This window comes from Micromonospora sp. A202, from assembly GCF_006715105.1.
Taxonomy (GTDB): domain Bacteria; phylum Actinomycetota; class Actinomycetes; order Mycobacteriales; family Micromonosporaceae; genus Micromonospora; species Micromonospora zamorensis.
Genome location: NZ_VFMP01000001.1, coordinates 3,709,821 through 3,735,178 on the forward strand (window position 1 = coordinate 3,709,821; position 25,358 = coordinate 3,735,178).

General features: G+C 69.8%; 22 protein-coding genes. 15 read left to right on the plus strand and 7 right to left on the minus strand.

Features of this window, described 5'->3' with window-relative positions:
- Positions 1-17 precede the first annotated feature (17 nt).
- The 6 genes from FBZ33_RS17285 to FBZ33_RS17310 all read left to right on the plus strand — a co-directional run bounded on the left by FBZ33_RS17285 (position 18) and on the right by FBZ33_RS17310 (position 3,194).
- Complete coding sequence (locus FBZ33_RS17285) at positions 18-416, plus strand: hypothetical protein (protein ID WP_088951823.1); 399 nt, start codon at positions 18-20, stop codon at positions 414-416.
- Positions 403-747 (plus strand): type VII secretion target, encoded by a 345-nt coding sequence (locus FBZ33_RS17290; protein ID WP_141909861.1) that lies wholly within the window; start codon positions 403-405, stop codon positions 745-747. Before FBZ33_RS17285 ends, FBZ33_RS17290 begins: the two co-directional genes overlap by 14 nt.
- A complete protein-coding gene (locus FBZ33_RS17295; RefSeq protein ID WP_255508916.1) occupies positions 744-1,889 on the plus strand; it encodes a WXG100 family type VII secretion target in 1,146 nt (381 codons plus the stop codon). The genes FBZ33_RS17290 and FBZ33_RS17295 overlap by 4 nt, the downstream gene beginning before the upstream one ends.
- Positions 1,889-2,173 (plus strand): hypothetical protein, encoded by a 285-nt coding sequence (locus tag FBZ33_RS17300; RefSeq protein WP_088948708.1) that lies wholly within the window; start codon positions 1,889-1,891, stop codon positions 2,171-2,173. The genes FBZ33_RS17295 and FBZ33_RS17300 overlap by 1 nt, the downstream gene beginning before the upstream one ends.
- A 101-nt stretch (positions 2,174-2,274) precedes the next feature.
- The gene (locus FBZ33_RS33755; protein ID WP_141909862.1) at positions 2,275-2,508 is read left to right on the plus strand and encodes a DUF4926 domain-containing protein; all 234 of its coding nucleotides are present in this window, start codon (positions 2,275-2,277) and stop codon (positions 2,506-2,508) included.
- 305 nt (positions 2,509-2,813) lie between these two features.
- Positions 2,814-3,194, plus strand: a complete 381-nt coding sequence (locus tag FBZ33_RS17310; protein WP_255508917.1) for a Uma2 family endonuclease — start codon at positions 2,814-2,816, stop codon at positions 3,192-3,194.
- A gap of 75 nt (positions 3,195-3,269) precedes the next feature.
- Here the strand turns inward: FBZ33_RS17310 and FBZ33_RS17315 are convergent, their stop codons facing one another.
- From FBZ33_RS17315 to FBZ33_RS17340, 6 genes are all read right to left on the minus strand, one after another.
- The gene (locus FBZ33_RS17315; protein WP_141909863.1) at positions 3,270-9,245 is read right to left on the minus strand and encodes a DUF4011 domain-containing protein; all 5,976 of its coding nucleotides are present in this window, start codon (positions 9,243-9,245) and stop codon (positions 3,270-3,272) included.
- Between the two features lie 86 nt (positions 9,246-9,331).
- Positions 9,332-9,796, minus strand: a complete 465-nt coding sequence (locus FBZ33_RS17320) for a hypothetical protein (protein ID WP_255508918.1) — start codon at positions 9,794-9,796, stop codon at positions 9,332-9,334.
- Positions 9,797-9,798: 2 nt separating this feature from the next.
- Complete coding sequence (locus FBZ33_RS17325; RefSeq protein ID WP_141909864.1) at positions 9,799-10,254, minus strand: hypothetical protein; 456 nt, start codon at positions 10,252-10,254, stop codon at positions 9,799-9,801.
- Positions 10,255-10,348: 94 nt separating this feature from the next.
- Positions 10,349-10,834 (minus strand): hypothetical protein, encoded by a 486-nt coding sequence (locus FBZ33_RS17330; protein WP_141909865.1) that lies wholly within the window; start codon positions 10,832-10,834, stop codon positions 10,349-10,351.
- A gap of 4 nt (positions 10,835-10,838) precedes the next feature.
- On the minus strand, positions 10,839-11,150 hold the full coding sequence (locus tag FBZ33_RS17335; RefSeq protein ID WP_141909866.1) for a WXG100 family type VII secretion target: 312 nt from the start codon (positions 11,148-11,150) through the stop codon (positions 10,839-10,841).
- Entirely contained in the window at positions 11,147-11,572 is a 426-nt protein-coding gene (locus FBZ33_RS17340; protein WP_141909867.1) for a YbaB/EbfC family DNA-binding protein, read from the minus strand. The genes FBZ33_RS17335 and FBZ33_RS17340 overlap by 4 nt, the downstream gene beginning before the upstream one ends.
- A gap of 126 nt (positions 11,573-11,698) precedes the next feature.
- On the opposite strand from FBZ33_RS17340, the gene FBZ33_RS17345 reads away from it, so the two are divergent.
- The 8 genes from FBZ33_RS17345 to FBZ33_RS17380 all read left to right on the plus strand — a co-directional run bounded on the left by FBZ33_RS17345 (position 11,699) and on the right by FBZ33_RS17380 (position 19,723).
- Complete coding sequence (locus tag FBZ33_RS17345; protein WP_141909868.1) at positions 11,699-11,878, plus strand: DUF397 domain-containing protein; 180 nt, start codon at positions 11,699-11,701, stop codon at positions 11,876-11,878.
- 73 nt (positions 11,879-11,951) lie between these two features.
- A complete protein-coding gene (locus tag FBZ33_RS17350; RefSeq protein ID WP_141909869.1) occupies positions 11,952-12,287 on the plus strand; it encodes a nucleotide pyrophosphohydrolase in 336 nt (111 codons plus the stop codon).
- Between the two features lie 212 nt (positions 12,288-12,499).
- Positions 12,500-14,335, plus strand: a complete 1,836-nt coding sequence (locus tag FBZ33_RS17355) for a DUF2075 domain-containing protein (RefSeq protein ID WP_255508919.1) — start codon at positions 12,500-12,502, stop codon at positions 14,333-14,335.
- Between the two features lie 239 nt (positions 14,336-14,574).
- Positions 14,575-15,051 carry a hypothetical protein gene (locus tag FBZ33_RS17360; protein WP_088948745.1) on the plus strand — a complete coding sequence of 159 codons (477 nt, stop codon included), beginning with the start codon at positions 14,575-14,577 and terminating at the stop codon, positions 15,049-15,051.
- 40 nt (positions 15,052-15,091) lie between these two features.
- A complete protein-coding gene (locus tag FBZ33_RS17365) occupies positions 15,092-16,894 on the plus strand; it encodes a glycoside hydrolase family 15 protein (protein WP_141909871.1) in 1,803 nt (600 codons plus the stop codon).
- A gap of 60 nt (positions 16,895-16,954) precedes the next feature.
- On the plus strand, positions 16,955-17,791 hold the full coding sequence (locus FBZ33_RS17370; protein WP_141909872.1) for an aldo/keto reductase: 837 nt from the start codon (positions 16,955-16,957) through the stop codon (positions 17,789-17,791).
- A gap of 280 nt (positions 17,792-18,071) precedes the next feature.
- Positions 18,072-19,112 carry an SEC-C domain-containing protein gene (locus FBZ33_RS17375; RefSeq protein ID WP_141909873.1) on the plus strand — a complete coding sequence of 347 codons (1,041 nt, stop codon included), beginning with the start codon at positions 18,072-18,074 and terminating at the stop codon, positions 19,110-19,112.
- A gap of 110 nt (positions 19,113-19,222) precedes the next feature.
- Complete coding sequence (locus tag FBZ33_RS17380) at positions 19,223-19,723, plus strand: DUF2231 domain-containing protein (protein WP_141909874.1); 501 nt, start codon at positions 19,223-19,225, stop codon at positions 19,721-19,723.
- Between the two features lie 88 nt (positions 19,724-19,811).
- On the opposite strand, the gene FBZ33_RS17385 is transcribed toward FBZ33_RS17380, so the two are convergent.
- Positions 19,812-23,105, minus strand: a complete 3,294-nt coding sequence (locus FBZ33_RS17385; RefSeq protein WP_141909875.1) for a S8 family peptidase — start codon at positions 23,103-23,105, stop codon at positions 19,812-19,814.
- Between the two features lie 292 nt (positions 23,106-23,397).
- Here FBZ33_RS17385 and FBZ33_RS17390 point away from each other — a divergent pair, with 292 nt between their 5' ends.
- Positions 23,398-25,281, plus strand: coding sequence for a Xaa-Pro dipeptidyl-peptidase (locus tag FBZ33_RS17390; protein WP_141909876.1), 1,884 nt, complete (start codon positions 23,398-23,400; stop codon positions 25,279-25,281).
- Positions 25,282-25,358 lie beyond the last annotated feature (77 nt).

A 25,358-nucleotide genomic window follows, 5' to 3' on the forward strand; every position in this document is an offset into this window, starting at 1 on the left:
CCCTGGGGAGGGTCGACATGTGGGCGGACGACGCTGCGCTCGACGCGGCCGGACACCGGCTCGACGAGTGGGAGTCGTCGCTCGCCGAACGGGCGGCACGGGCGAAGACGCTCTCGGCGAGGATGCAGGAGCTGACCGGCACCGCCCACAACAACGACCGGACGGTCGACGTCACCGTCGAATGCTCCGGCCTGCTGATCGGCCTGTGGCTCGACGAACGCATCCGGCAGCAACCCGCGGCGCGCACCGCCCAGCAGATCCTGGAGACCACCCGAGCCGCGCGCACCGACCTGCTGCGCCAGGTCCGCGAACTGACAGTGGAGTTCCTCGGCGACGACGCGAGCGCCAAGGCCATCATCGAGTCGTACCGCAGCCGGCTGGCTGGTGACGAGGGTTCGAGCGATGCCGACCGGTGACGGCATCCACGTCGACCCGGACGACCTGACCGCACACGCCGCCCGCATCGACCGCTGCGCCGGCAGCCTCGACACCGCCCAACAGGCAGGCCAGCACATCCGGTTGGGCGCCGACGCGTACGGTCAGCTCTGCGCGCTGATGCCGACACTGCTCGACGGCCTCCAGCGGACCCTGGTCGACGGCATCGGCGCCGCCGCCGCGTCGGTGCGGGACACCGCCGGCAAGCTGCGGGTCGGAGCAGCCCGCTACCGAAGCTCCGACGCCCACGCGAAGCAACTGCTCGACGGAGTACGGCAGCAGCACCTCGATGAGGTGCGGCGGCAGCCGTGACGTCCAACCCGCTCGTCGCCGCAGCAGCGGACACCCCACTCAGCGCATGGGCGGGCATCTGGATCTGCGAGGACATCGACCTCATCGCCCAGGGCGTCCGCAACGGCAGTTGGATCGACGGCAGCCTCGGCGTGGTGAGCGCCGGCCTGGACGCCCTCGCCTTCGTCTCCGACCCGGTCGGCGCCCTGCTCCAGTACGGGATCGCCTGGCTCATCGAGCACGTCAAGCCGCTCAGTGAGGCGCTGGACTGGCTCGCCGGCGACCCGGCGCAGATCACCGCTCACGCCCAGACCTGGCGCAACGTCGCCGCATCGCTCCGCGAGGAAGCCGGCGCGCTGACCCGCGCTGTCCGCACCGACGTCGCCGGATGGGGTGGCAGCGCCGGCCCCGCCTACCGCGCATGGGCCGCTGAACAACAGCAGGCCATCACCGGCCTCGCCCAGGGCGCCGACGCCATGGCCGCGATCACCGAAGGCGCCGCCGGCCTGGTGGCCGCCGTCCGGCTCCTGGTCCGCGACGCCATCGCCACCTGCGTGTCCCGTCTCATCGTGTACGCGGGCGAACTCGTCGTCACCGGCGGACTGGCCGCACCGCTGGTCGTGGAGCAGGTCACGACGCTGGTGGCGTCGTGGGCGGCGCGGATCGCACGGCTGCTGCGAGGGCTTCTGGCCAGCCTGCGCCGGTTGATCCCGGAGGTACGCCGACTCGGCGACCTGATTCAGAAACTCAAGCAGGCGCTGGGTCGACTCCAGCGTGCCGGGGCAGACCCAGGCGACCTCAGTCGGGTTCGCGGTCGCGGAGCTGGTCCTCGAATGCCCATGAGGATGGAGGCGGTGACGAGCCTCGCCGCCAAGTACGGGATTGATATCACCGACATCCGGCTCACCATCAACAATCGGGTTTCTGGTGTGTGCGGACTGACGAAGCCTGACGAGTCGGTCATGCTCTGTCGAGAAGCCTTCCGCAGTGAGGAGGACCTGGCCCGTACGCTCGAACACGAGCGGTTCCACGTCGCCGAGCTCCGCCAGGGGCGCCCGTACCCGGCCACCCGTCATGAGATCGACGCATTCGAGGATCGGGCCTACGCCCATGAGGAACAGTGGTGGACCAACCACTCGGTCAGGCCGGAAGGAGCGCACTGATGGCCACGTTCGATGAGTGGTTGACGGCATACGACGTCGTCTACCGCGCGCTGCCGGCGACGTCCGATCTTGCCTGCCCGAACTGCGGTCACCGGACCCTACGGATCGTCTTCACGGCACGGCCCGCTGCCGAGTACGGGTATGTCTCGTTCTGGTGCGACACCTGCCTGGAGGGGATTTACGTGTCCCGGGCACCTGTTCCGGTCGGTGTCACCGCACGATCGACAGACGAGCCGGTCGAGGAACGCAACCGTGGTATCCCCGACTACCGCCTCGTGACGTAAGAACCCGTTCACCGGCGTAGGCGGCGGGAGCAGGCGCCGTCGTGACCGTCGTGGAACAGGCAGCGCCGCCCGCCACACAGCCGTAGGCATCTGCACCTCGGATGGTGACCGTCTCGTTCCCAGCAAAGGAAGTTGACAGGGTGGAGTTGTACGACGTGGTTGAACTCCGAGAAGCCATTCCGGGAGAAGAACTGCCCGCGGGGGCAACGGGAACCGTCGTGCATGTCTTCAACGGCCCCCCGCCTGTGTACGAAGTCGAGTTCGCTGACGCCGATGGCCGTACGGTCGCCATGGTCACGCTCCGGACAGACCAGATAGTGCACCGCGACAGGTAGTTCGGAGGCAGCGGGCTGGTGGCCGCAACCTACGAATCCGAGATTCCTGGATCGAGCATTCCTGGTAGTCGCTGGCGCACTGTGCGGTCCCATCACCGCAGGCGCTGGGATGCGGACCGGTAGGATGCGCCCATGAGCTGAGAGGCGGTTGGCAGGTACATGCCCCCGGTCGTGACGCTCGATGACTTGACGGCGATGATGGCCGCAGACGAGAACCACCGGTACGAAATCAGCCCGGAGGGACTCGTCTCGATCCTGCCGCCGCCGGGCTACAACCACGCGATCATCGCGACCCGGCTCATGGTGTGGCTCGCTCAGGGCGGTGTCCCAGCGAACACATCGCCCAGGCAGTCGGGCTACGCATACCGGGCCGCGACGGCGGCGTCGGCGGACGCATCCCGGACCTGGTCGTGTGGAGCAAGGCCCAGGCCGACGGTGTGTGGCTGCCGGTCGCCGACGTGCTCCTTGTTATCGAGATCGTTTCACCCGGCTCCCAGGGTGTCGACACAGTGACAAAGCGCAGTGAGTACGCCGCCGCGAGCATCCCGCAATACTGGGTGGTCGACCAGGACGCAGCGCAGACCGTCACCATGCACCGTCTCGAGGGCGACCAGTACGTCGCCCGTGCGACCATGCCGCTCGCCTGGGTCCTCAACACCCGACCCGACGAGCACGGCCTCGGCTGAAGCGGCCCAAACCTCGCTCATTCGGCCGCGACCGACTTAGGTGACGCCTGTTACCGATATGAGTGGTGACTCTCGTCAGCCTGGGATGAGGCGGCCCTCCTGGTCGAAGCGGAGGCGTCCGCTGGTCACGGCGACGTGCAGCCCGTACCGGAGTAGCTTGTCGATTTTCTCGGTGCGGCGGCGGTAGCCGAGCCGTTCCAGGCCGGCGCGCAGCAACCGTTCCTCGTCCATGCTCGGCATGCCCTGAAGCACGTGTACGAAGGCGTTGGCCACCTCCTCCGGTGGCACTTCCTCGAACGCGCGGTCGTTGCTCGCCTGCGTGACCCGGTACGCGCGGTACGTCTGCGGGTCGGCGCCTTCGGGCCACGCGTACCGGCTCACTGTCGGGTGCGTGTAGAGCCGGCGGGAGTCGACGAGCGACAGCACGGCGGTACGCCGGTCCTCCCGGGTCCGGAGGAAACCGAACCGGGCGAGGGCGAGGCGTGCGAGCCGGTGCTGCTCGATGGGCCCCTCAGCCTCGATGATCTCGCGGAGCGCGTTCCGCATCAGATCACGTACGTGCCGGTCGGTGGCCAGAAGGTCGAGGTCGGCCTGGTCCCCGAGCGAGGTCGGGACGTAGGGAACGAATGGGCTCACCGTGATGCTGTCCGCGGCCGAGGTCGCCGTGGTCGTGGCGGCCAGTGCGGTGACGGGTGCCGCCGAGTCGCCCCGGAGCGGCTCCTCGTCCACCGCTAGGCGCGGCTGTGGCAACTCGGCGGTCGGTATCGGGTGCGGCGGCTCCACGTCCGTTTCGGAGCGCGGCTGCGGCAGTTCGACGGCTTCGGGCGCCGCTGCGACCGGTGACGACTTGGGCTCGGCGGTCGTGGGGGCGTCGGCCCGGGTGACCGCTTCGTCGACCCGGTCGAGCAGCGCCGAGCGGTCGTGGATCCACGCCGGCAGCCAGAACCGCACGACCTCCGGCCAACCCATGATCGAGCGGAGGAGCGTGGGCGCCGAGTCCCGGTCGGCCACCGTCGGGCGTGCGCTCCAGTCCGGGCCGTCGAGCATGACGGCCACCTGCCACAGTGGTGAGCCTGGTCTGCGTACGGCGATGTCCACTGTGAAGTCGGAAAGGCCGTGCGAGGTACGGACCTCGTGGCCGCGGTCGCGCAGCGCCGCGGCCACCTCGTCGCGGATCCGGCTGCGCCGCTCGGTGCGGTCGGTGGCGAGGTCGCCCAGGCGCTCCGCGCCGGCGGCGGCCATCTCGCAGTACGCCCGCAGGTGCTGGGGGCCCAGCGCGGACGTGCGGGACAGGTCGATGTCGGACGGGTCGAAGGACGAGTAGAGGACGACCTGACGGCGGGCGCGGGTGATGGCCACGTTGAGCCGCCGCTCGCCGCCGGCCTGGCTGAGCGGGCCGAAGTTCAGCGGGAGCTGGCCGGTTTCCAGGTTGGTGGAGAAGGCCAGCGAGAACAGGACGACGTCGCGCTCGTCGCCCTGCACGTTCTCCAGGTTCTTGACGAAGATCGGCTCCGCGACCGCGCCGGACAGGTGCTCGCGGATGATCGGATCGGGGCTCTCCTCCAGCAGGTTGAGGATGAGGTCCCGCTGCTGGATGTTGAAGGTGACCACGCCGACGGACTGGGTGGCGGTCGCCGGGTCGTGCAACCGCCGGGTGATGTCCGCGAGGATCGCCTGCGCCTCGACCTCGTTGGTGCGGGATCCGCCCCGGTCGTACCGGCCTTCGACGCGCCGCCAGCTGACGCCCGCCGAGCTGGCGGCGCCGGGCGACGGGAGGCTGGAGAGCTTGTTGTCGTAGTAGTAGCGGTTGGAGAAGGCGATGAGTGACTCGTCATGACTGCGGTAGTGCCAGGACAGCCACCGTTGCGGCAGTCCCGACTCGACGGCCTCGCTGAGAATGCTCTCCAGGTCCTCCGGCACCGGGCCGTTACCCTCGTCGACCTCGTCGACGCTGTGGCTGGCCTGCATGATGCTGCTCGGCGGCATCTGCCGGGAGTCGCCGACCACCACCACGGCGCTGCCCCGACCCATCGCGCCGATCGCCTCCGCCACGCGGATCTGTGAGGCCTCGTCAAAGATGACCAGGTCGAAGCGTTGGCTTCCCGGCGCGAGGAAGTTCGCCGCGGACGCGGGGCTGACCAGCACGCACGGGGTCAGTGCGAGCACCGCATCCGCGTACTGCTCGAACAGCTCCCGGAAGGACCGCCCGCCCCGCTTACGGCGCAGCTCGGCCGCGAAGTCAGCGAAGCGACCACGCCGGTCGGCCGGGCTGAAGGGGCGGCGGCGGACCAGCACCGACGGCAGCTGCGTCGGCAGCGCGGACCGCAGCTCACCGGCGGCCACCTCGAACTGGCTGATCTCGTCGTCGTGCAGTTCCGGGTCGAAGTACTGCAGGCCGCCGGCCCGTACCCGCTCGGCGAGGGACGCCGTCGCGACTCCCCGCCGGTAGACCTCCTCGGCGAGATGCGCGGGCACCTCGGCGCGCAGCAGCTGGTCCCGATAGTCGGTGAGACCTGCCGAGGCGAGCACGTCGGCGTGGGTCAGGACGGTCGCCCATCGGCGCAGCGGGAACAACTCCTCGCTCTGCACCTCGTGCAGCCAGGCCGCGCCGTCGCGCTGCCAGGCGTCGGTCCAGTGCGAACCGTCGGCCCACAGTGCCAGCTCGGCCTCACCGGAACGCAACACCCCGCGCCAGGCCCGCCACCGGGAGGCGAACCGGTCGAGGAGCACAGCGTCCACATCGGTGAAGCCGCCGTGAAACAGCTCCCAGGCGTGCGGGTGCCGGGCCAGGAGCGTCCGGCCGACGCGGGTCGCCTCGATCGCCTCGGTCAGCCGCTCCTGCGCGTTGGGGTCCGTGGGCTGCCACTGCGACAGCCGCAGCCCGCCCACCGCGACGACATGCTGGTAGAGGGCCGCCGCCTGCGCCTGGGCGGCCACCAGCCGACCAGTGGCAACCTCCACCCGCTCGACGTCGAGCGTCGCACCGGCAACCAGGTGCACCGCCAGCCGATCCACGATGGCCTGCCGACGCTTGCGCTTACCGATCAGCTTCTTCGCCACCTCCTGGGCCTCACCGTGCCAGGCGGTCAGCTCCGGTCGAGCGAACACGTCCGGCCGGAAGGTGGCCAGCTCACCGGAGAAGCCCTGCCGGAAGGCCGCCAGGTCCGCCTGGAGCCGGGCCACCGCATCGTCCCACCGCCGGTCGCTGGCGTGCAGGGTGGTCTGCCGGTCCGGCAGCAGTCCGCGTACGGCGAGCCAGGCGCCCGCCTGCAGCTCGCTCACGGTCTCCGGGGCGGGCAGCGTCCGCAGCAACCCGACCAGGTGCGGGTGCGCGGCGAGGTCGGCGCGGAGGCGTTCGAGCTCACCGGCGATCTCGGTGACCGCGGCGCCGTGCAACCCGTCGAGGGTGCGGCAGCCGCTGATCGCCCACGGGTGCGCCGTCCGGAGTCGGGCCGATCGTGCGGCCGCCGGGAACTCCCGCAGTGTCGTCTCGACCTGCGCGCGTGCCGGGGCGGGTGCGTGCAGGTAGGCCACCGGGATCGGGGCGACCGGGCCGTCCCCGTACGCCAGGGTCTGCTCGTAGGCCGACCAGAGCGACATCCCGACGGGGTTGGTGGTGTGCACCTGGGCCGGGTACTCGGTCAGTGGGGCGAGCCGCGTCCGGTAGGCCGTCTCGACGGCAGTCCACGTGCCGTCGCCGCCCTGGTCGTACTGGTCGAGGGCGTCGCGCAGCTGCTGGCGGATCGCGTTGAGGGACTGCTTGCGCCCGTGCAGGTCGAGCGCGAACGGCCCGAGGCCGATCTGCTTGAGGCGGCGCTTCACCACCTCCAGCGCGGCCTGCTTCTCGGCGACGAACAGCACCGACCGGCCCGCGCTGACCGCCCGGGCGATCATGTTGGTGATGGTCTGGGACTTGCCGGTGCCCGGCGGGCCCTCCAGGACGAAGGAGTGGCCCCGCTCGGCGCGCACGATGGCCTGCATCTGCGACCCGTCGGCGGGGATCGGCAGGTGCAGGTCGGCCTCGTCGACGGCGATCTCGACGTCGTGCTCCGGGCGGGCGGGATCGTCGAACGTGGCGCCGGAAGACTCGACCAGGTGCCGGACGACCGGGTTTTCCATGAACCGGGGCCAGTGGTCGGTGAGGTCCCGCCACATCTGGAAGGTGGAGAACTGCAACAGGCGAAGGCTGGCGCTCTCGTCGATGCGGTAGTTGAGCCGGTTGTCGAGCAGCCCGGTGTTGATCGCGGCCAGGGTCTTGGCGATGTCGATGCCGTGCTCGTCGAGGACCGGTCGCTCCAGCTCCGGGATCCGCACACTGTGCTTGACCCGCAACCACTCGATCAGGCAGTAGTTCGGGCTGGCGACCTCGGTGCCGTCGATGACCATCGCGTACGGGCGACGGCCGCTGCCGCCCTCGATGCGCACCGGCAGGAGGAACAGCGGCGCGTACGCCTCTCCCCCGGTCGTCTTCGTGTGGACCAGGGTGCCGATGGTCAGGTACAGGTAGTTGCTGCCGGTCTCCTGCTCCATCGTGCGCGCCTCACGCTGCAACGCGCGCATCGCCGTCTTGTAGCGGGCGTCGGTGACCGCGCCGTAGACCCGCCGGTCGGTACGCAGCTCCCGGGTCAAGATCTCGGCGTCGAGGTCCTGCGCCCGACGTGCCCCGGCCAGCTCGTGGACGTGGCTGATGTCGTCCTGCGGGATGACCTGCACCTGACGGCCATCGTGGATGAGGTCGTCGAGCAGGGCCAGCGCACCGGCCGGCACGTGCAGGTCCAGACCACGGCCACGCTTGGGCAGGTTGAGCAGCGGGTTACGCAGGCTCAGGTCGAGCAGGGACTTCTTCCACTGCTGGATACGCGCCGGCGACCCGTCGGACTGCTGCGGCACCTCCTCGCCCTCGTCGGCGAACTGGCGCAGCTTCGCGGCGGCGACGCCGGGCGGAAGGTCGAGGGACGCTGTCATCTTCGGCGTCGCCTCGGCGTCGACCGCGGCGGGCGCGACCAGTTCGTCGGCTGACGGCAGCGGGCGGATCCCCGAGCGATGGGCCAGGTGCACGTCGACGACGCCCTGTATGCGCTCGCCGTCGCCGCGGAAGTGGCCGAGCCCGACGCGTACCGCCTCGGTGAAGGTCGCCGACTGCGCGCCCGGCCCGATGCGGGTCAGCTCCACCGGCACGGCCCGGCCCGAGTCCACCATCGAGATCAGCAGGTTCGTCTCGGTCACCGCGGCCGAGCCCAGCCGCTCCTCCTCCAGCAGGAAACCACCGAAGGCGTGCCCCGCGCTGATGAAGATGAGCGGGTGCAGCCCCGCCGCCTCCAGGCAGGCTGCGTACGTGACGGACAGGTCGAGGCAGTTGCCGAGCCGCCCGTCGAGCACCGCCGCGGTGGTGCGTACCTTCTGGCCGGTGTTCTCGAAGGACGCCGGCAGGGTCTGGTAGGTGATCTCGAGTTGGCGCAGCGCCTCGTACACGGCGCCGGCGATCAGCGCCGCCCGCTCCGAACCCTCCTGGTAGCCCTGTAGGGAGCCGGAGCCGGTCTTTGCGAGCAGGAGCTGGGCCGCCGACCGCAGGACCGCCTCCACCGCCCGGGTGTTCGGCTGCACGAAGGCCGCAAGGCTGTCGTACAGGGCGGGGCTGTTGAACCACTCGTTGTGCGCCAGCACTCTCGACGGTGCGACCAGCGTCAAGGCCTGGCCGGCCGCCTCGACGAAGAGTCGGTAGTCGACCGGGAACGCCTCGTCGGTGCGGTACAGGAGCACGCGGTCGGGCGTGAAGTCGCGGAAGTCGTCCCAGCTCGTGCTGGCCCCGGGCCGCAACGGCGCAGCGAGGGTACGCGTCCACGGCTCGGTCAGCGCCCCGTCCGGGCCTCGCAGTTCCAGCGTCAACGTGACATCGGTCAGCGGCACCGCACCTCGGTTGACGAGCGTGAGGTGACGCACCAACGGCACCCGGTTGTGCACCAGGGCAGCGTTGATCGCCGGCTGCACGATCAGCCCAACTTCGAGCTGCTCGTCGTCGGCGGTGAACTGCGCGAAGACGCTGTCGGACATGGGCGTTTCTCCAGGTGGGAGACCAGGGAGGGCCAGCCTAGCGGTCAACCGACCGGTGGAGATGGCCCCGGCCGTACGACGGTCTGCTAGCCGCGCGCCCACTCCGGCGGTGGCACCACGGCGAGCTGCGGTTCACCCGAGATCGGCTCGAGGGCATGCACGACCCGGAGGTCTCCGTCGGCAGCGGCGTCCTCATCGGTCACGACTCGTCCGCTGCTCCCGTCGGCACTGACCAGCAGCCACCGGTCGGGATAGATGCTGTCGTCGTCGACCAGGGCCCGCACCCCGAAGGTACGCGCCAGGCTGACGGCGAGATCCCGCTCGTTCCGCCCTGTGGCGTCGGCGAGTTCGGTGTCACCGGTGAGAATCCAGCCGAATTCCTCATCCTCGTCCGGCGGGGTGAACATGGCCACCGGGCGTGGATCGTCCGCCGTCCGGTCCTCGATCCGACCGACGTACACGGCGTCGGGGGCGATGCCGTAATCCTGCTGCAGGTGCCGACGCAGCGCGTCCGCGGGCAACTCTTCCTCGAAGTGGATCTGGTACAGCACGTCTACCCCCGGTAGCTCTTGTGATGGCGGAACACGTCGAGTGCGCGCTCCTGCGCGGCCTCGGTCAGGAACGGGTTCCGGGCCATGGCCGCCTTGGCCTTCTCGATGTCGCCACCAGCGGCAATGTACTCCTTGAGCGCGCCGTACTCGGCTCGGCCGAGTTGTTCGAGCCCGGGCCCCGCCTCGGGAAAGACCGTGCCGGTCGGCTCGACGGCGTAGGTGCGGCCGTTCACCTCGTACCGTTGACGGTCAGGGTCCCACTTTGCGCGGCCTGCGGCGATGTCGTCGAGGTCCTTGGCCACATCGGTGCCAGGCAGAACCACTGTGTTGATCTCTTTGCTGGGGTTCTTGGGGCGGATGCTGTCGAGGTTGTGTCTCGGGTGCGGCGGCTTGAGCGGGATCTTGCCCGCCGGGCCGGGGATCGCCCGTCGGGTGGCGTCGGCGGCGTCATCGGCCACCTTCGGCCCCACCTCCTTGGCTTCCCGCATTGAGGCCGACGCGGCCTTGGCGATGATTCCGGAAGCGGCATCGCTGGCGCCCTTACGGCCGCGCCTACCCAAGGATCGCCTCCAGTGCCTGACCGATCAGGAAGTCGATGGCGATGTCGACCAACTTCTTGAAGACCGGGATCTCCAGCAGGGACGCACCGAATGTTGGGGCCGCCGTCGCGATGGCCTGTGCGATCGAGATGGCCAACAGGGTGAGTTGCACAATGACGATCTTCAGGGCAAGGACCACGAGGGCGCAGACCAGCAGGGCGGCGCCCACCGCGCGCGCCCCAAAGCCGAGATCCTGAAGAACCGCCGAGGCTGACTCAGGGTCCGCCCACTGGCCATGGAAGGCTTCCAGCGCCATGCCCTCGTTGCCGACGAGCGCGGCTACAGCAGCGGTGCCGTCGGCTGCCACAGCGTCCGCCTCGGCACCGAAGGCGATCCACGCCTGACCCAGCTCGAAGAGCCGTTCCTCGTCGCTCTCCGGCCATACATAGCCGAGTTCGTTCAGCAGTCCAGAGAGTTCGCCGGGGATCTGAATTCCCATCGCCTCAGACCAGCCGTTCGAAGAGAGCAGCGTTGCGTGCTTCGACCTCGTCGTACGCCGTACTCATCCTGGCGAGCCCGTCACCGAAGCCGGCGAAGGCCGCGACCACCGACGAGACCGACTGCTCCGCGATCTGCTGGGCCGCTAGGTAGGACGCGCCGATCAGCCCACCCACGTCGTCATCGCCGAAGATGTCACCCATGCCGTCCGCGGTCGCCCGCAGCCGCTGCCACTGCTGCTCGAGCCGCTCGCCTGCTCGCTGCACGCCGCCCGCTGCCTGCCGTAACTGCTCGGGGTCGACATCCAGGGATCTCACCGTCGTGGTTCCCGCAGCAGGGCAACCACGTCCTGAAGTGCCTCGTTCATCTGGGCCATCTGCCGCAGCGAGCGATCCTGCACCTCCTGAAGGCCTCCCGCCAGGCTGTCCAGTTCCGCGGCCGGTAGCTGCGGCCGTTGGCTGTCGAGGTCGTCGAGGGCCGCGTTGACCGCCGCCCTGATGTGCTCCGTCAGATCATGCGTCGGCAGCCGCATAAGCCTCGGGGCAACCACCAGCTCGTCAACGCGGCCACCGCGAACCTCTGCCCGAACCAGGCCATCCAGCGCCTCGCCGTGGCCGCGGGGCTGTTCCTCGTCGTCAACTACAGCCTCACCGCGTGCGCGGGATCGTGTCGACTCCAGTGCCTGTCGCGTCTCGCTGAGCAGAGCATCCAGACCGGTCAGATGAGCATCATTCGGCACAGCACCGCAAGATACCAGCCGAGCACCATCTGTGATGACCCACGGCGTTTGGGCAGGGCTGGATGCACTGGCCTCGGCGAGGCGGAATCGAAGGACATGATCAAGAGAATCTCCGGGAGATGCGCCATGACTGACCTAAGCGGCGCCTTCTGGCGCAAGAGCACCCGCAGCGGAGACAACGGCGGCGCCTGCGTCGAGGTCGCGACCGACATCCCCGACCTGGTCGCCGTACGCGATTCCAAGCATATTGACGGGCCGGCTCTTCGCTTCGAGCATCGCGCCTGGCTCTGTTCACAGCCGCCATGAAGTCGGCCGGCCTCCCCGACAAGTAGGCGGCAGCACGGGCTGCTGGTACCTGGCATCTGCGATGCTCCCAGCCATGGATGACTTGACGAGCCGTGTGCGGGCGTTCGCAGAGGAGCGGGACTGGCAGCAGTTCCACACACCCAAGAACCTGGCCATGGCGCTCGCCGGTGAGGTCGGTGAGTTAATCGCCGAGTTCCAGTGGCTCACGGCCGAGCAGTCGGCGATCGTCATGTCCGACCCAGACGCGGGCAGCCGGGTGAGAGCCGAGATCGGCGACGTGATGATCTATTTGACTCGACTCGCCGACGTGCTCGGCGTCGACCTGGTAGAGGCAGCTCAGATGAAGCTCGAGGATTCGGCCCGCCGCTATCCGGTTGAGCAGGCTCGCGGCTCGGCGGCAAAACGGTAGCCCAAGGCGACTCCATCATGGCGCTGAGTTGATCTCTTCGCTACAGTCCATGGCGTAGAAGCGCGTCACGACGGGCTTCCGGCGGCTGCCGGACATGCCCCCCATGCGCACGATCACTTCGTGCTGCCCGGGGGCAAGTGTTGTCAGCGTTCCGTACGTCCGCCGATGGTCTGCTGCGCTTGGCTGGCGCCGGCATGCTCGAAGACCGAATCGTGGAGCAGATCGGTCGCAATGTGAGCCCGGCAGAACGCCGCTCATGGTCGCGGAGCCTTGAGGTGCTGGGGCAGGATCTCGCTGACGCCGGCCTGGGTCAAGTAGAGATGTTGGTGGAGTACCAGTTGCCGCTGACGAGCAAGCGGGTGGACGTCATTCTCGCTGGGGCGGACCCAAGGACCACCGACGACTCTTACGTCGTCGTGGAGTTGAAGCAATGGTCCTACGCCGAGTCTTACGAAGGCTCTGAAAACCTGGTGGCGGTGCAGCACGCTCGTGGCCCACGGCTTCACCCTGGCGTCCAAGTCGGACTCTATTGCGAGTACCTGACCGACTTCCTTGGCATCCTCGCCGGTCAACGAAACCCGGTCTGTGGGGTGGCGTACCTGCACAACGCGGTCGACCGAGACATTAGCGACCTGTTCGACCGCCAGGCGACCGAGCAGAGCCGGATTTTCACCAAGCAGCGGCGGGGTGAGTTTCTCGATTACCTACGCACCCACCTCGCACCGACGTCAGGGGCTGGCGCGGCGGACCGCTTCCTCTCCAGTTCCGTCCGGCCCAGTCGGCATCTGCTGCGGTACGCCGCGCAGGAGCTGAAGGACAGGTCGCACTTCACGCTGTTGGACGAGCAGCGTGTGGCGTACGAGCTGGTGCTGCATGCCGTGGAGCGGGCGCGCTCGGCGGACCGCAAGTCGGTCGTGGTCGTGTCCGGTGGACCGGGCAGTGGGAAGAGCGTGATCGCACTGTCAGTGCTCGGTGAGTTGGCGCGCCAGAACCGGTCCGTCATGCATGCAACGGGCTCGCGGTCGTTTACCCAGACGTTGCGTCGGTACGCCGGCAAGGGATCGACCCGGCTGAAGAATCTCTTCGGATACTTCAACAGCTTCATGTCCGCCGAACGCAACGGGTTGGACGTCCTGATCTGCGACGAGGCACACCGCATCCGGGAGAACTCCGTCAACCGGTTCACGCCGAAGGCTAAGCGGGAGAAAGCTCGTTCCCAGATCGACGAGCTTATCGCCGCGGCCCGGGTGCCGGTGTTCCTGCTCGACGAGCACCAGGTGGTGAAGCCGGGCGAGTTGGGAAATGTCGAGGTCATCTCGTCGTACGCGAGGCAGCTCAACCTTGATATCGAAGTCGTTTCGCTGCACAGCCAGTTCCGCTGCGGGGGCAGCGAGGCGTACGAGCAATGGGTCGTTGACCTGCTCGACCTCGACGGCGGCGAACCGTCGGTCTGGGTCGGCGACGGAAGGGTCGACCTGCGTCTGGCCGATTCGCCGGAGGAGATGGAAGCCTTCCTTGCCAGCAAACAGGCACCGGGCGTCAGCGCCAGGATGTCCGCCGGGTACTGCTGGCCGTGGAGCGATCCGCGTCCCGACGACAGCCTGGTGCCGGATGTGCAGCTCGGCGGTTGGTCGCGACCCTGGAATGTCAAGAGCGACCGCAGCGTCGGCGACGCGCCAGGGAGCGCGTTCTGGGCCACCGACCCGAACGGTTTCGGCCAGGTCGGCTGCGTTTACACGGCACAGGGCTTCGAGTACGACTGGTCTGGCGTCATCATCGGGCCGGACCTGGTTGCTCGGGACGGCCAACTGGTGACCCGACGCGAAGAGTCGAAGGATCCAGCGTTCCGCAGTCGCAAGTCGGTCAGCGACGCCGAGGCGGATCTGTTGATTCGAAACACTTACAAGGTGCTGCTCACGCGTGGCATGAAGGGCTCGATCATCTACTCAACCGATCCCGAGACGCGGGAGTACCTCGCCTCGATGGTCAAGGTGATCCGGCCGGTCGAGACGGTCTACGAGATGCCCATCGGAGGTGTCCTCGGCTGACGACCGGTTGGGCTCGGCAGCCCGGCTCGTGCGAAGAGTGCTCGCCACCTGGTGCCAACTCGTCAAGGGACGTCTGGGCGAGCAGGTCAGCGTGAGGGGTCCGGTGGCTTATGGTGAGAAATCGGGCGGTCCTCGAAGCCGGACGAGGCGGGTGTCCGGTCCGGGCCGCGGGTTTCACGCTGTTCGACCGGAGGGTGGACCGATGACGGAGAACGCCCGCGACGTCGACGACTGCTGAGATGGACTGGGCCGGATGGGCGTTGTTCGGGTTGGTCGCCACCGCGGCGCTCACCGCGGCGATGATCACCGCTCAACTGGCCGGTCTCACTCGGCTCGACCTTCCCCTGGTGCTCGGGGCCTTCGTCACCGGGGATCCCGACCGGGCCCGGGTCGTCGGGTTCTTCCTCCACCTCTGCGCCGGGCAGGGCTTCGCCCTCGGCTACGCGGCCACGTTCGCGCTGTTACACCGCGCGACCTGGTGGATCGGGGCGCTGTTGGGGATTGTGCACGTCGGGATCGCGCTGACGGTGATTCTGCCGCTGCTTCCTGGTGTCCACCCGCGGATGGCCTCGCAACGGGCGGGGCCGGCCAGCACGGCGGTGCTGGAGCCGCCCGGGCTGTTCGCCCTCAACTACGGCATCCAGACCCCGCTGGTCACGGTTGTCGTCCACGTCGTCTACGGGGTCTGCCTCGGGCTGCTCCTGCAGGCCAGGTGATCCGCAACCCGCTGGCGCGGCTCGTCGAGGAGCGATCTCCATGACTGGCGGGCCACCGATCAGCGACTACGGTCTGTTGGGCGACACGCGCACCGCCGCCCTGGTCGCGAGTGACGGCGGGATGGACTGGCTCTGCGTACCACGCTTCGACGGCGATCCCCTGTTCGGTCGGCTGGTCGGGGGCCCGGACGCCGGAACGTTCCGGGTCGGCCCGGCGCGGCCGGCCACGGTCGTCGAACGACGGTACCGGCAGCACACCGCCACTCTGGAGACCACCTGGGCGGTGGGCAGCGGCCAGCTCCGCCTCACGGAGGCGATGGTGGCCGAGGTCAGCGGGCGCCTGTTGCCCACGTCGCTGATCGTGCGACGGCTGTCGGCCGAGCAGGCGGCGGTCGAGGCGGTGGTGGAGTTCGACCCCCGCCTTGGCGCACGGCACCGCCGGCCCCGGGCGCAGCACCGGCGCCAAGGGCTCGTGTGTGAGTGGGGGGCGCTTGCGGTCGCGTTGGACAGCACGCCCACGTTCAGAATTGAACCGGGTCGGCCAACCTCGATCACGGTCCGACCAGGTCGTCCGGTCACCCTCGTACTGGCAGTGGCCCACCGCGAACCGCTGATCCACGTCGACCCGACAGTGGCCTGGGAGCTGCTCGTCGAGGACGAAGCTCGTTGGCGGGCCTGGACCGCGGAGATCGATGAGCGGTTGCCGTTCCGGGAACACGTCGTACGAAGCCTGCTCACCTTGCGGCTGCTGACCTACTCGCCCTCGGGAGCGCCGGTGGCCGCACCCACCACGTCACTGCCCGAGGATCCCGGCGGGGGTCGAAACTGGGACTACCGCTATGTCTGGCCCCGTGACGCCAGCATCGGCGTCAGCGCCTTCCTCAGCGTCGGCAAGGCCGACGAGGCTCGCGGTTTCCTCGCGTGGCTGTTGCACGCCAGCCGACTGCAACGGCCACGCCTGCCGGCGCTGCTGACCCTGCACGGCAGGCACGTGCCAGCGGAACGAGAACTGTCCGGTTGGCCCGGCTACCTCGACAGCCTTCCGGTGCGGATCGGCAACGGTGCCGCCGGTCAGCACCAGCTCGACGGCTACGGCTGGGTGATCGACGCCGCCTGGGCGTTCGCTCAGGCCGGACACCTCCTCCACGCCGAGATGTGGCGGGCGGTGCGCGGTTTCGCCGACGTGGTCGCCGACTGTTGGCAGGAACCCGATGCCGGCATCTGGGAGGTACGGGAGCCCGCCCAACACGTCCACTCCAAGCTCATGGGCTGGCTCGCCCTGGACCGTGCCCTGGCCATCGCCGACACGCACCACCTGCCGGACCGTCAACGTCGCCGCTGGCAGGAAGCCCGGGATGCCATCGCCGCCGAGGTCCGGACGCGCGGCTTCGACCCGACGGCGGGCAGCTACGTCCGCAACTACGGCTCGCAGGATCTCGACGCGGCCCTGCTCGTCCTGCCGCTGCTGGGGATGGACCGGGCCGATTCACCCCGGGTACGGGGCACCATCGACGCCATTCGGGACCGGCTGTCCGCCGGCGGTCCACTGCTCTACCGCTACCCGCCCGGACGTGACGGCCTCCCCGGCACCGAGGGCGCGTTCCTGCCCTGCTCGTTCTGGCTCGTCCAGGGCCTTGCCCGCACCGGACGTCGCGACGAGGCTGTCGAGCTGTTCCAGGCCATGGTCGACCACGCCAGCCCACTCGGCCTCTACGCCGAAGAGGTGGACCCTACGACGGGTGCCCACCTCGGCAACTACCCCCAGACGCTGACCCACGCCGCGCTCGTCCAAGCCGCACTCGCCATCCGGGACGCCCCCACTGGTGATCCCAGATCTGCCTGAGGCACCGTCCTGGCGGCAGACACAGCCTGCCGGACGGCTCGCACGAGTAGGGTTCCGATCATGACGATTCCCCACCTGACGGCAGCCGACGGCACCACTCTGCCGGCGATCGGGCTCGGCACGTACCAACTGAACGGCTCGGCTGGTGTCGACGCGATCGGGCAGGCGATCCGGGCGGGTTACCGGTTGATCGACTCCGCGGTGAACTACGAAAACGAGGGCGCGGTCGGCCGGGCGGCTCGTGCGGCGGGTGACGTGCGCGACGAGCTGGTCGTCACCTCGAAGCTGCCGGGGCGGCACCACCGCCACGACGAGGCGCTGACCACCATCGAGGAGAGCGTGTTCCGCACCGGCCTCGACCGGATCGACCTGTATCTGATCCACTGGCCGAACCCCACTGTCGACCTGTACGTGCAGGCGTGGCAGGCGCTGATCGAGGCGCGCGAGCGCGGCCTGGTCCGGCACATCGGCCTCTCCAACTTCCTGCCCGAGCACATCGACCGGCTGGTGGCCGAGACCGGGGTCGCCCCGGTGGTCAACCAGATCGAGGTGCATCCGTACTTTTCGCAGCAGGAGGCGCTCGACTATCACCGGGAGCACGGCATCCTCGTGCAGGGGTGGAGCCCGCTCGGCCACGGCAACGACCTGCTGCAGCACCCCGCCATCGTGGAGATCGCGACCGCCCACGGCGTCAGCCCGGCGCAGACCATCCTCGCCTGGCACGTGGCCCGCCAGGTGATCCCGCTGCCCAAGGCCGCCTCCCCGCAGCGGCAGGCCGAGAACCTGGACATCTTCGGCATCAAGCTCACCGACGGTGCGGTCGAGGCCATCACCGCGCTGGGCCGCCCGGACGGGCGGCTCGCGGACCAGGACCCCGCGGTGTACGAGGAGTTCTGATCGCCCTCGACCATGCGCGACCAGCACCACGGAGCGTGAGGTCTGAGGGATCGGACGCGGTGATGAGCGTGATGACTGCGAGGCATCAATATGCCTGTGAGTCATCACGCTCTTCCCCACATCGGCCGGCAAATCCACGGCGCTCGAACGTCGCCGGGCGGCGGCAGCCGGCGCGTCGTCATGACTGCGGGCGGCGCTGGTCGGAGCTGCGGGCGGTGTGAGAGCGGCGTAACAGGTGATCTGCCCGCATACCGAGAGCACCCCGACGTACCGTGAGATCGTGCCGACGAGAGACGTACTCACCAAGGCTGACCTCGCTGAACTTCGCCGCTCAGCGCTCGGGACGGCCAACCCGCTCGGTGTCGCCTCCGACCTCGCCGAGGCGGCCGAGCAGGGCCGGCTGGAGGATCCGGACGACGCCGGGGACGCCCTGACCCTGGCCGCCGAGATCGCCGAGATCCGGGCCAGACCCGATGCCGCCCTGCGGTACGCGGAGCAGGCTCTGGCGGCGTACCCGTCCGGGGACGATCCCCGGGCCGGCTTCGCCCGGGCGCTGCGGGCCCGGGCGCTGTTCCGGGCCGGCGGTCGGGACGACGAGGCGGTGGCGGAGCTGACCGCGCTGCGCCCGTTGCTGCTCACGCAGCCCGAAGCTCCCGCCTACGTGAGTGCGGCGCTGGACGCGGGTGGTCGTTCGGCGATCGCCGAGACGTGGCTGAGCGAGGCGGTCGACAGCCTGCTCAGCGAGCGCGCGACTGCGGCGTCCGGGCCGGCCAGCACCGCGATCGACCCGGTGGTGGATCTCGGCCCGCCGGAAGCGCCCGGTGTCGTCTTCTTCCTGCTGCAACAGCGGCACCGGGTACGCCGGAATCTCAACCTGCCGCACGACCGGCAGGACGACCTGTCGGACCGGTTGGAGACCCAGCTCGTGCGCCGGGCCGGGGAGCGCAGGGACGCCGAGTCGGACCTGCTCTTCTGGCCTCGGGCCGAGTTCGACCGGCTGCTCGCGGAGCACGCCGCGCTGAGTGAGGTATACGGGCCGGACTGGGACGCGCACCGGGGCCGGCTGGAGAAGGAGCTGGTCCGGCTGAGGGGTGCCGGGCAGGCCGGGTTGGGCGTGTTCCGCGCCACAGTGGACGGGTTGAACGCGTTCGCCGGTCGACGTGACGGCGACCCGGCCGACGCGGCGGTCCGGGCGGGGTACGCGGCCGAGGTGCAGGCGCGACCCAGCGCGCGGATCGCCTGGCCGCCGGAGCGCAACGACGCCTGCTGGTGCGGATCGGGTCTCAAGTACAAGAAGGACTGTCTGCCGCGCTCCCGCTAGCCGGCCGGGTGGACGTCGTCGGCAATCTTGGGGGCTGACACGTCCCTTCGGTACCGTTAGCGTCCTTTCCTGGACGATCGACGTCCGGCCCGTGTCAGGAGGAGACGCCGATGTTCGAGGAGTTCATGGGCATCCCCGCCCACCCGCTGGTGCTGCACGCCGCTGTGGTGTTTGTGCCGCTGCTGGCCCTGCTGACGGTCGGCTACGCGCTAGTTCCGCTGATCCGGCCGCACACCCGTTGGGTGCTGGGGCTGCTCGCCGTGGGTGCGCCGCTCGCCGCCCTGCTGGCGAAGCTGTCCGGGGATGCCTTCTTCGAGCGCATGCGCGCCGCCAACCGGGTCACCCCGGAGTTCGCTCCGACGATCGAGGCGCACCAGGAGTTCGGCGACATCACGCTGTGGGCGACCATCGGGCTGGCGATAGTGGCGCTGGCCCTGGTCCGTTTCGTGCCGCCGAGGGGCGGCGAGGCGACCACCACCGACGGCGGGCGGTCCAGTCGGTTGCTGACTCCGGCGTTGCAGGTGTTGTCGCTGCTGGCTGCCGCCGTCACCGTGTACTACGTGATCCGTACCGGCGACTCCGGCGCGAAGGCGGTCTGGGAGGGTCAGTGAGCTGTCCCGCCTTGGGTGCCGGATCGACACGGAGCTGCAAGCGGTGGTGCGGCCCGGCCGGAGCCGGGCCGCACCAGTGCGCGGACCGTCAGCCGGCGTTGTACGCCCGGATGATGGTCTGGTCGATGCCACTGCCGCCGTTGGCGGCGGCCTTCACCCGCAGCGAGACGGGCTGTCCGGTGGCGGCCGTCGGCAGCGCGACCCGGTAGGTGTCGCCGGTGCCGGTGACCCGGGCCGACGTCCAGGTGGCACCGTCGTCCGTCGAGGTCCAGACCTGGAACGACGTCACCTTCTGCGCCTTGATTCCCCGCATCTGCCGGACGGCCAGCTCGGCCGTCCCGCCGGTGGCGTGGTTGAGGGTGTCCATCGGCAGCGCGTAGTCCACTGCCAGCAGGGGCAGCGGCACACTGCCGGTGCCGTCCGGTCCGGCCGACCGGAACGTCCACGACGTGTTGACCCTGGTCGAGATCGGCAGGATCAGGCTCGTGTCGACGTCGAGGGTCAGCCGGTAGTCGGCCATCTGCTGCGCAACGGTGACGTCGGCGAGCGGGCGGTCCCGCTCGTCGATCAGCTTGCCGTTGCGGTACACCGACAGCTTGCGGTTCACCCCGATCGAGCCGCCCTGGAGGCAGTCGGCCCGCTGGTGCTGGTCGGTCAGCGATACCAGGTCGATGTGCAGGTTGCCCCGGGTACGCGACGGCGCGGTGGCGCAGCTGGACTCGGCCCCGGCCGGGTCGTCGTACCAGCCGGAGTGCAGCGGCTGCCGCGCCCAGACCTTGGTCTGCCGACTGCCCGGCTGGTAGCTGCGCGGCGCCTCCTGCGCCGACAGGCCACCGTAGACACCCTCGTCGGCCCAGAGGTAGCCGGGCGAGAGGTAGTCGGTGCGGTACGGGGGCAGGTTGCCCTCGTGGGTCTGCGTCACCGGCACCCCGTCGGGCGTGAAGCCGCTGCGGATCAGCTGGGTGACCATCCCCTCCGAGTCCATCTGGTGGAAGCGCTCCTCGATCCGGGCGAGCTTCGCCTGTTCGGCTCCGCTCACTCGGAAGGCGGGGTCGGCCGGTACTCCGCCCGCGTACTCGTGCACCAGGTTGTAGCGGTACGGCCTGGCGGTGCCGGCCGGCGAGTCGAGGTTGACGGCCGCCCAGGTGCGCCGGGACCCGACGCCTGGTTTCGGCAGCGCGGTGGTGCGGACCGTCGTCTGGGCCCCGTACCCGCTGACCTGGTGCCACCAGGAAAGCCCGTTCGGGGCGGTCTGGACGTTGGTGAGGTCGGTCCGGGTGGGTGTGGTGGGCACCCCGTCGACAGTCGCCGTCACCGGCCTGGCCCGCGCCGGGTCGAGCGTCACGCTTCGGGCACCGCGCACGTCCAGGTCGGGCTCGGCGGCGAGCGTCGTCTCGAGCACGTCACTGTCGACGTAGTAGGCGACGGATGAGCCGAGGATCGCGTACCGGCCGGCCGGCACACGCAGCGTGAAGGTGTCGCCGGGCGTACCGCCCGCACCGCTGTGGTGGACCACCGGGTTGGTGAGGTTGGTGACCAGCAGGTTGATCCAGCTCTCCGCGCCCTCCTTGAGGCCGGGCAGTGGCTTCGTCCGGATCGTCAGGTCATAGCTGGGTTGCTCGACGTAGAAGCTCACCGGCGTGGTCGAGACCAGCTTGTGCCCGGCGGTGCGGGCGGTGACGGTGGCCAGGTAGAAGCCCGGCCGGCCGGCCAGCGCCGCGCGGTTGATCCGCACTGTCGCGCCGGCGGTCGCGCCGCGCTTGAGCGTCACCCGACTCGCCGACAGCGACGCCGCGCCGCGCGGCACCGACTGGCCGTCGTGGTTGACCACCGACACGTCGAGGTCGAGCACGGTCGTCGCCGCGCCGGTCCAGCTCAGCATCGCCTCGCTGGTCCCGGACTGCGGGTACGCGAAGGTGCCGAGGTTGACGACCGGCTGGTCGCTGGTCGGGCCGCCGAGGGCCCGGGCCGCGTTGAGCCGACCGGCACCGACGGCGTACGCGTCGACGCCGCGCAGCGGGTCGGCGGCACCGACGAGCGCGGCCTTGAGCTGCGCGCCGGTCCAGTCCGGGTGCCGCTGGGCGAGCAGCGCGGCGGCGCCCGCCACGTGTGGGCTGGCCATCGAGGTGCCGCTGATGGCCTCGTAGTACCTGTCGATCGGGTCCTGGAGGTTGGTGCCGGCGGCCCGCGCGGCGATGATGTCGAGGCCGGGTGCGACCAGCTCCGGCTTGGCCACGTTGCTGGTGACCAGCGGCCCACGGCTGGAGAAGTCGGCGAGCTTGTCGTTCCGGTCGACCGCGCCGACGGTCAGCGCGCTGGCGGCCGAGCCCGGCGAGGAGATGGCCCCACCGCTGTTGCCGGCGGCGATGACGAAGAGCGCGCCGGTGGACCTGCTCAGCCCGTCGACGGCCAGCGAGAGCGGGTCGTTGCCGTCGTCCGGGTCGCTGCCGCCGAGGCTCATGTTGATGACGTCGGCCCGGGTGGCGGCCCACTCCATGCCGGCGATGATCCCGGAGTCCGCACCGGAGCCGTGGTCGTCGAGGACCTTGCCGATCACCAGCTTGGCGTCGGGCGCCACGCCGCGACGCTGACCGCGGGCGGCCGCGCCGGTGCCGGCGATGGTCGAGGCGACGTGCGTACCGTGGCCGTTGTGGTCGACGGCGTCACCGCCCTCGGCGGTGAAGTCGGCCCGGTCGGCGACCCGGCCGACCAGGTCCGGGTGGGTGAAGTCGGCACCGGTGTCGAGCACCGCGACAGTGGTCCCCCGGCCGGTCCAGCCAGCCTTCCAGGCGTCGGGCGCGGCGATCTGGCCGAGGTTGCGGTCCAGGTCGGCGTGCTGTCCGCCGCCGGTCAGGGCGGTGGCGCGGACCTTGCGGTCCAGCCAGACCTTCTTCGCGCCGGCGAGCAGCGAGTCGGTCGCCAGCTTCGCGGTGGCCGGGTTCTTCTTGGGTACGTGGCCGGCGACCGCGCCGATGCTGGGCAGCGACAGCACGTCACCGAGTGCGGCCACCCGGGCGGACGCGGTGGCGGGCTGCACGATGACCGGCAGGTCCGTGCTGTTCTCGTCGTCGTACCCGTCGGCGATCAGCGCGGTGACGTCGAACAGGTCGGGGTCGAGGACCGGACCGATCTGGGACGCGACGCGGGCGGGTACGACGTGCAGGTGACCGTCGGGGCCGCAGGTCTGCTGGATGACCGCGTTCTCGTCGGCCGGCCGCACCGTGGCCTTGGGGCATCCCGATCCGGTGCTCCGTACGGTCACCACGTCCCCGGTCAGCAGGGTGACGGTGTGCGTCTTCCCCTCGACCGAGGTCCTGGGCGTGCCGGTCGTGCCGATTCCGCCTGGCCCGGCCGTGGCAGAGCCGCCCGGTAGGGCGGTCATTGTCGTGGCCGTGACGGCAATGGCCAACAGCCATCGCGTTTTCCTGAGCATGGTACTCCTCGTCTAATATGGACGAATCCGTCTCTTCGGGCGACTTCCGGCAAGATCATATGCACGGGACTGTGATCTTCGGAGGCCCCGGAACGGGGAGTTTTCCGGCTCGCGCGAAGGATGCATCCCCGTCCGAGGGGATCGACGGGACGCCAGCGCCGTCCTAGCATGACGACGAATGGATCTTCGAGATCGGCCCCAGCCGACCCCCGGCAACCAGCCCAACCGAAGGGAGACGCGCATGCGTCGACCCCGTCATCTGGCACTTCTGAGCATCGGTGTGTCCGGCGCTCTGGTGCTCAGCGCAGCCCCCACAGCAACGGCTGCCCCGCCCACCGCGACCACGCCCACCGGCATCGTGGTCAGCGACGGCATGACCCAACCGGTGTTCTCGCTCGCCGACGCGATCGAGGAGCGGGTGTTCGTCCAGACCCCGGTCGACACCGACCACGACGGTCGACCCGACCGGGTGGCGATCGACATCTCCCGACCCCGGGAGACCGCCACGCAGGGCTTCAAGGTGCCGGTCATCTTCGAGCACAGCCCGTACCGCAAGGGCACCTGGGGTGACGTCCCGTACCCGAGCGTGCTGGTCGACGACCTGCCGCAGAACGGCCTGACCGACCGTTCCGGACGGCGGGCGCTCGATGTGAGCACCCAGCGCGCCCAGGCGAAGGCCAACCTGCCCGGCTCGCTGGACGACTACTACGTGCCCCGCGGGTACGCGGTGGTGCTCGGTCAGAGCGTCGGCACCGGCGATTCGGACGGCTGCCCCACCAGCGGCGACCAGGCGGAGACGCTCGGCACCAAGGCGGTCATTGACTGGCTCAACGGCCAGGCGTTGGGGTACGACGCGAACGGCGCCCCGGTCTCCGCCGGCTGGACCACCGGCGCGGTCGGCATGACCGGTGTCTCCTACAACGGGACGCTGCCCAACCAGGTGGCCACCACGGGAGTCAAGGGACTCAAGACCATCGTGCCGGTCTCCGCGATCAGCAGCTGGTACGACTATTACCGGGCCAACGGTCTGGTCGTCGCCCCCGGGACGTTCCAGGGCGAGGACCTCGACATCCTCGCCCAGTACACCGCCGGGCAGGCACGGGCCGAGGGGCAGTGCGCCGACGAACTGGCCGCCATCACCGAGGAGCAGGACCGGGTCACCGGCGACTACTCCGAATTCTGGCAGGACCGCGACTACCTCGACGCCCGCAACGTCAAGGCGAGCGTCTTCGTCGTCCACGGCCTCAACGACTGGAACGTGAAGACCGAGCACTTCGCCGGCTGGTGGGACCAGCTCGCGAAGCGCGACGTACCGCGCAAGATCTGGCTGCACCAGGGCGGCCACGGCGGCCCGGGCAGCAGCGCGTCGGTGACCCTACCGAGTGGCCAGACGTGGACGTACAAGCAGACCGAGAACCGCTGGTTCGACTTCTGGCTGTGGAACGTGCGCAACGGCATCATGGACGAGCCGACCGCGGTGCTCCAGCGCGAGGACCGGGCCTACACCACTTACGCCAACTGGCCCGACCCGGCCGCGCGTGAGGTCGGCTTGCGTTTCGCCGCCACCGACGCCACCACCGCGGGCACGCTCACCACGGGCAAGCCGCCGAAGGCCAAGGTCGAGCAGAGCTTCGTCGACGAGGGCCGGACCATCCACCCGGACACCCTGGTGTCCAACCCGGACACGGCGAGCGCGAACCGACTCGCGTACCGCTCCCCCGAGCTGACGCAGAGCGTGCGCATCTCCGGCCGTCCGGAGATGCGGCTGCGGATGGCGATCGACAACAAGCCGGACGCGAACCTCACCGCGTACCTGGTCGACTACGGCCCGGCCGGGTCGACCGCCGCGCCGACAGTGGTGACGCGAGGTTGGATGGACCCGCAGAACCGCAAGAGCGCCGCACGCACCCAGCCGGTCAAGCAGGGCAAGCTGTACGACTACCGGTGGACCATGGAGCCGAAGGACTACGTCTTCCCGGCGGGCCACCGGATCGGCGTGGTCGTCTTCTCCAGCGACCAGGAGTACACCCTGCTGCCGTTGGGCGGCACCGAGCTGCGGGTCGCACCGAACGACAGCGAACTGCGGCTGCCGGTGGTCGGCGGGCGGAGCGTCCTCGGGTTTTGATCACGCCCCCGTGCGACAGGTGGGGCAGTCCGACGCGTTCGGGCTGCCCCACCCGCGTGTCCGGCGGTGTCCGGTAT

Bases quoted from the DNA above. Each gene is read 5' to 3' on its own strand.
- FBZ33_RS17380 (WP_141909874.1), top strand. From the start codon at position 19,223: ATGTTCGAGGAGTTCATGGGCATCCCCGCCCACCCGCTGGTGCTGCAC.
- FBZ33_RS17350 (WP_141909869.1), top strand. From the start codon at position 11,952: ATGGATGACTTGACGAGCCGTGTGCGGGCGTTCGCAGAGGAGCGGGAC.
- FBZ33_RS17290 (WP_141909861.1), top strand. From the start codon at position 403: ATGCCGACCGGTGACGGCATCCACGTCGACCCGGACGACCTGACCGCA.
- FBZ33_RS17390 (WP_141909876.1), top strand. From the start codon at position 23,398: ATGCGTCGACCCCGTCATCTGGCACTTCTGAGCATCGGTGTGTCCGGC.
- FBZ33_RS17285 (WP_088951823.1), top strand. From the start codon at position 18: ATGTGGGCGGACGACGCTGCGCTCGACGCGGCCGGACACCGGCTCGAC.
- FBZ33_RS17370 (WP_141909872.1), top strand. From the start codon at position 16,955: ATGACGATTCCCCACCTGACGGCAGCCGACGGCACCACTCTGCCGGCG.
- FBZ33_RS17330 (WP_141909865.1), bottom strand. From the start codon at position 10,834: ATGGGAATTCAGATCCCCGGCGAACTCTCTGGACTGCTGAACGAACTC.
- FBZ33_RS17385 (WP_141909875.1), bottom strand. From the start codon at position 23,105: ATGACCGCCCTACCGGGCGGCTCTGCCACGGCCGGGCCAGGCGGAATC.
- FBZ33_RS33755 (WP_141909862.1), top strand. From the start codon at position 2,275: ATGGTGACCGTCTCGTTCCCAGCAAAGGAAGTTGACAGGGTGGAGTTG.
- FBZ33_RS17300 (WP_088948708.1), top strand. From the start codon at position 1,889: ATGGCCACGTTCGATGAGTGGTTGACGGCATACGACGTCGTCTACCGC.
- FBZ33_RS17365 (WP_141909871.1), top strand. From the start codon at position 15,092: ATGACTGGCGGGCCACCGATCAGCGACTACGGTCTGTTGGGCGACACG.
- FBZ33_RS17360 (WP_088948745.1), top strand. From the start codon at position 14,575: ATGGACTGGGCCGGATGGGCGTTGTTCGGGTTGGTCGCCACCGCGGCG.
- FBZ33_RS17345 (WP_141909868.1), top strand. From the start codon at position 11,699: ATGACTGACCTAAGCGGCGCCTTCTGGCGCAAGAGCACCCGCAGCGGA.
- FBZ33_RS17315 (WP_141909863.1), bottom strand. From the start codon at position 9,245: ATGTCCGACAGCGTCTTCGCGCAGTTCACCGCCGACGACGAGCAGCTC.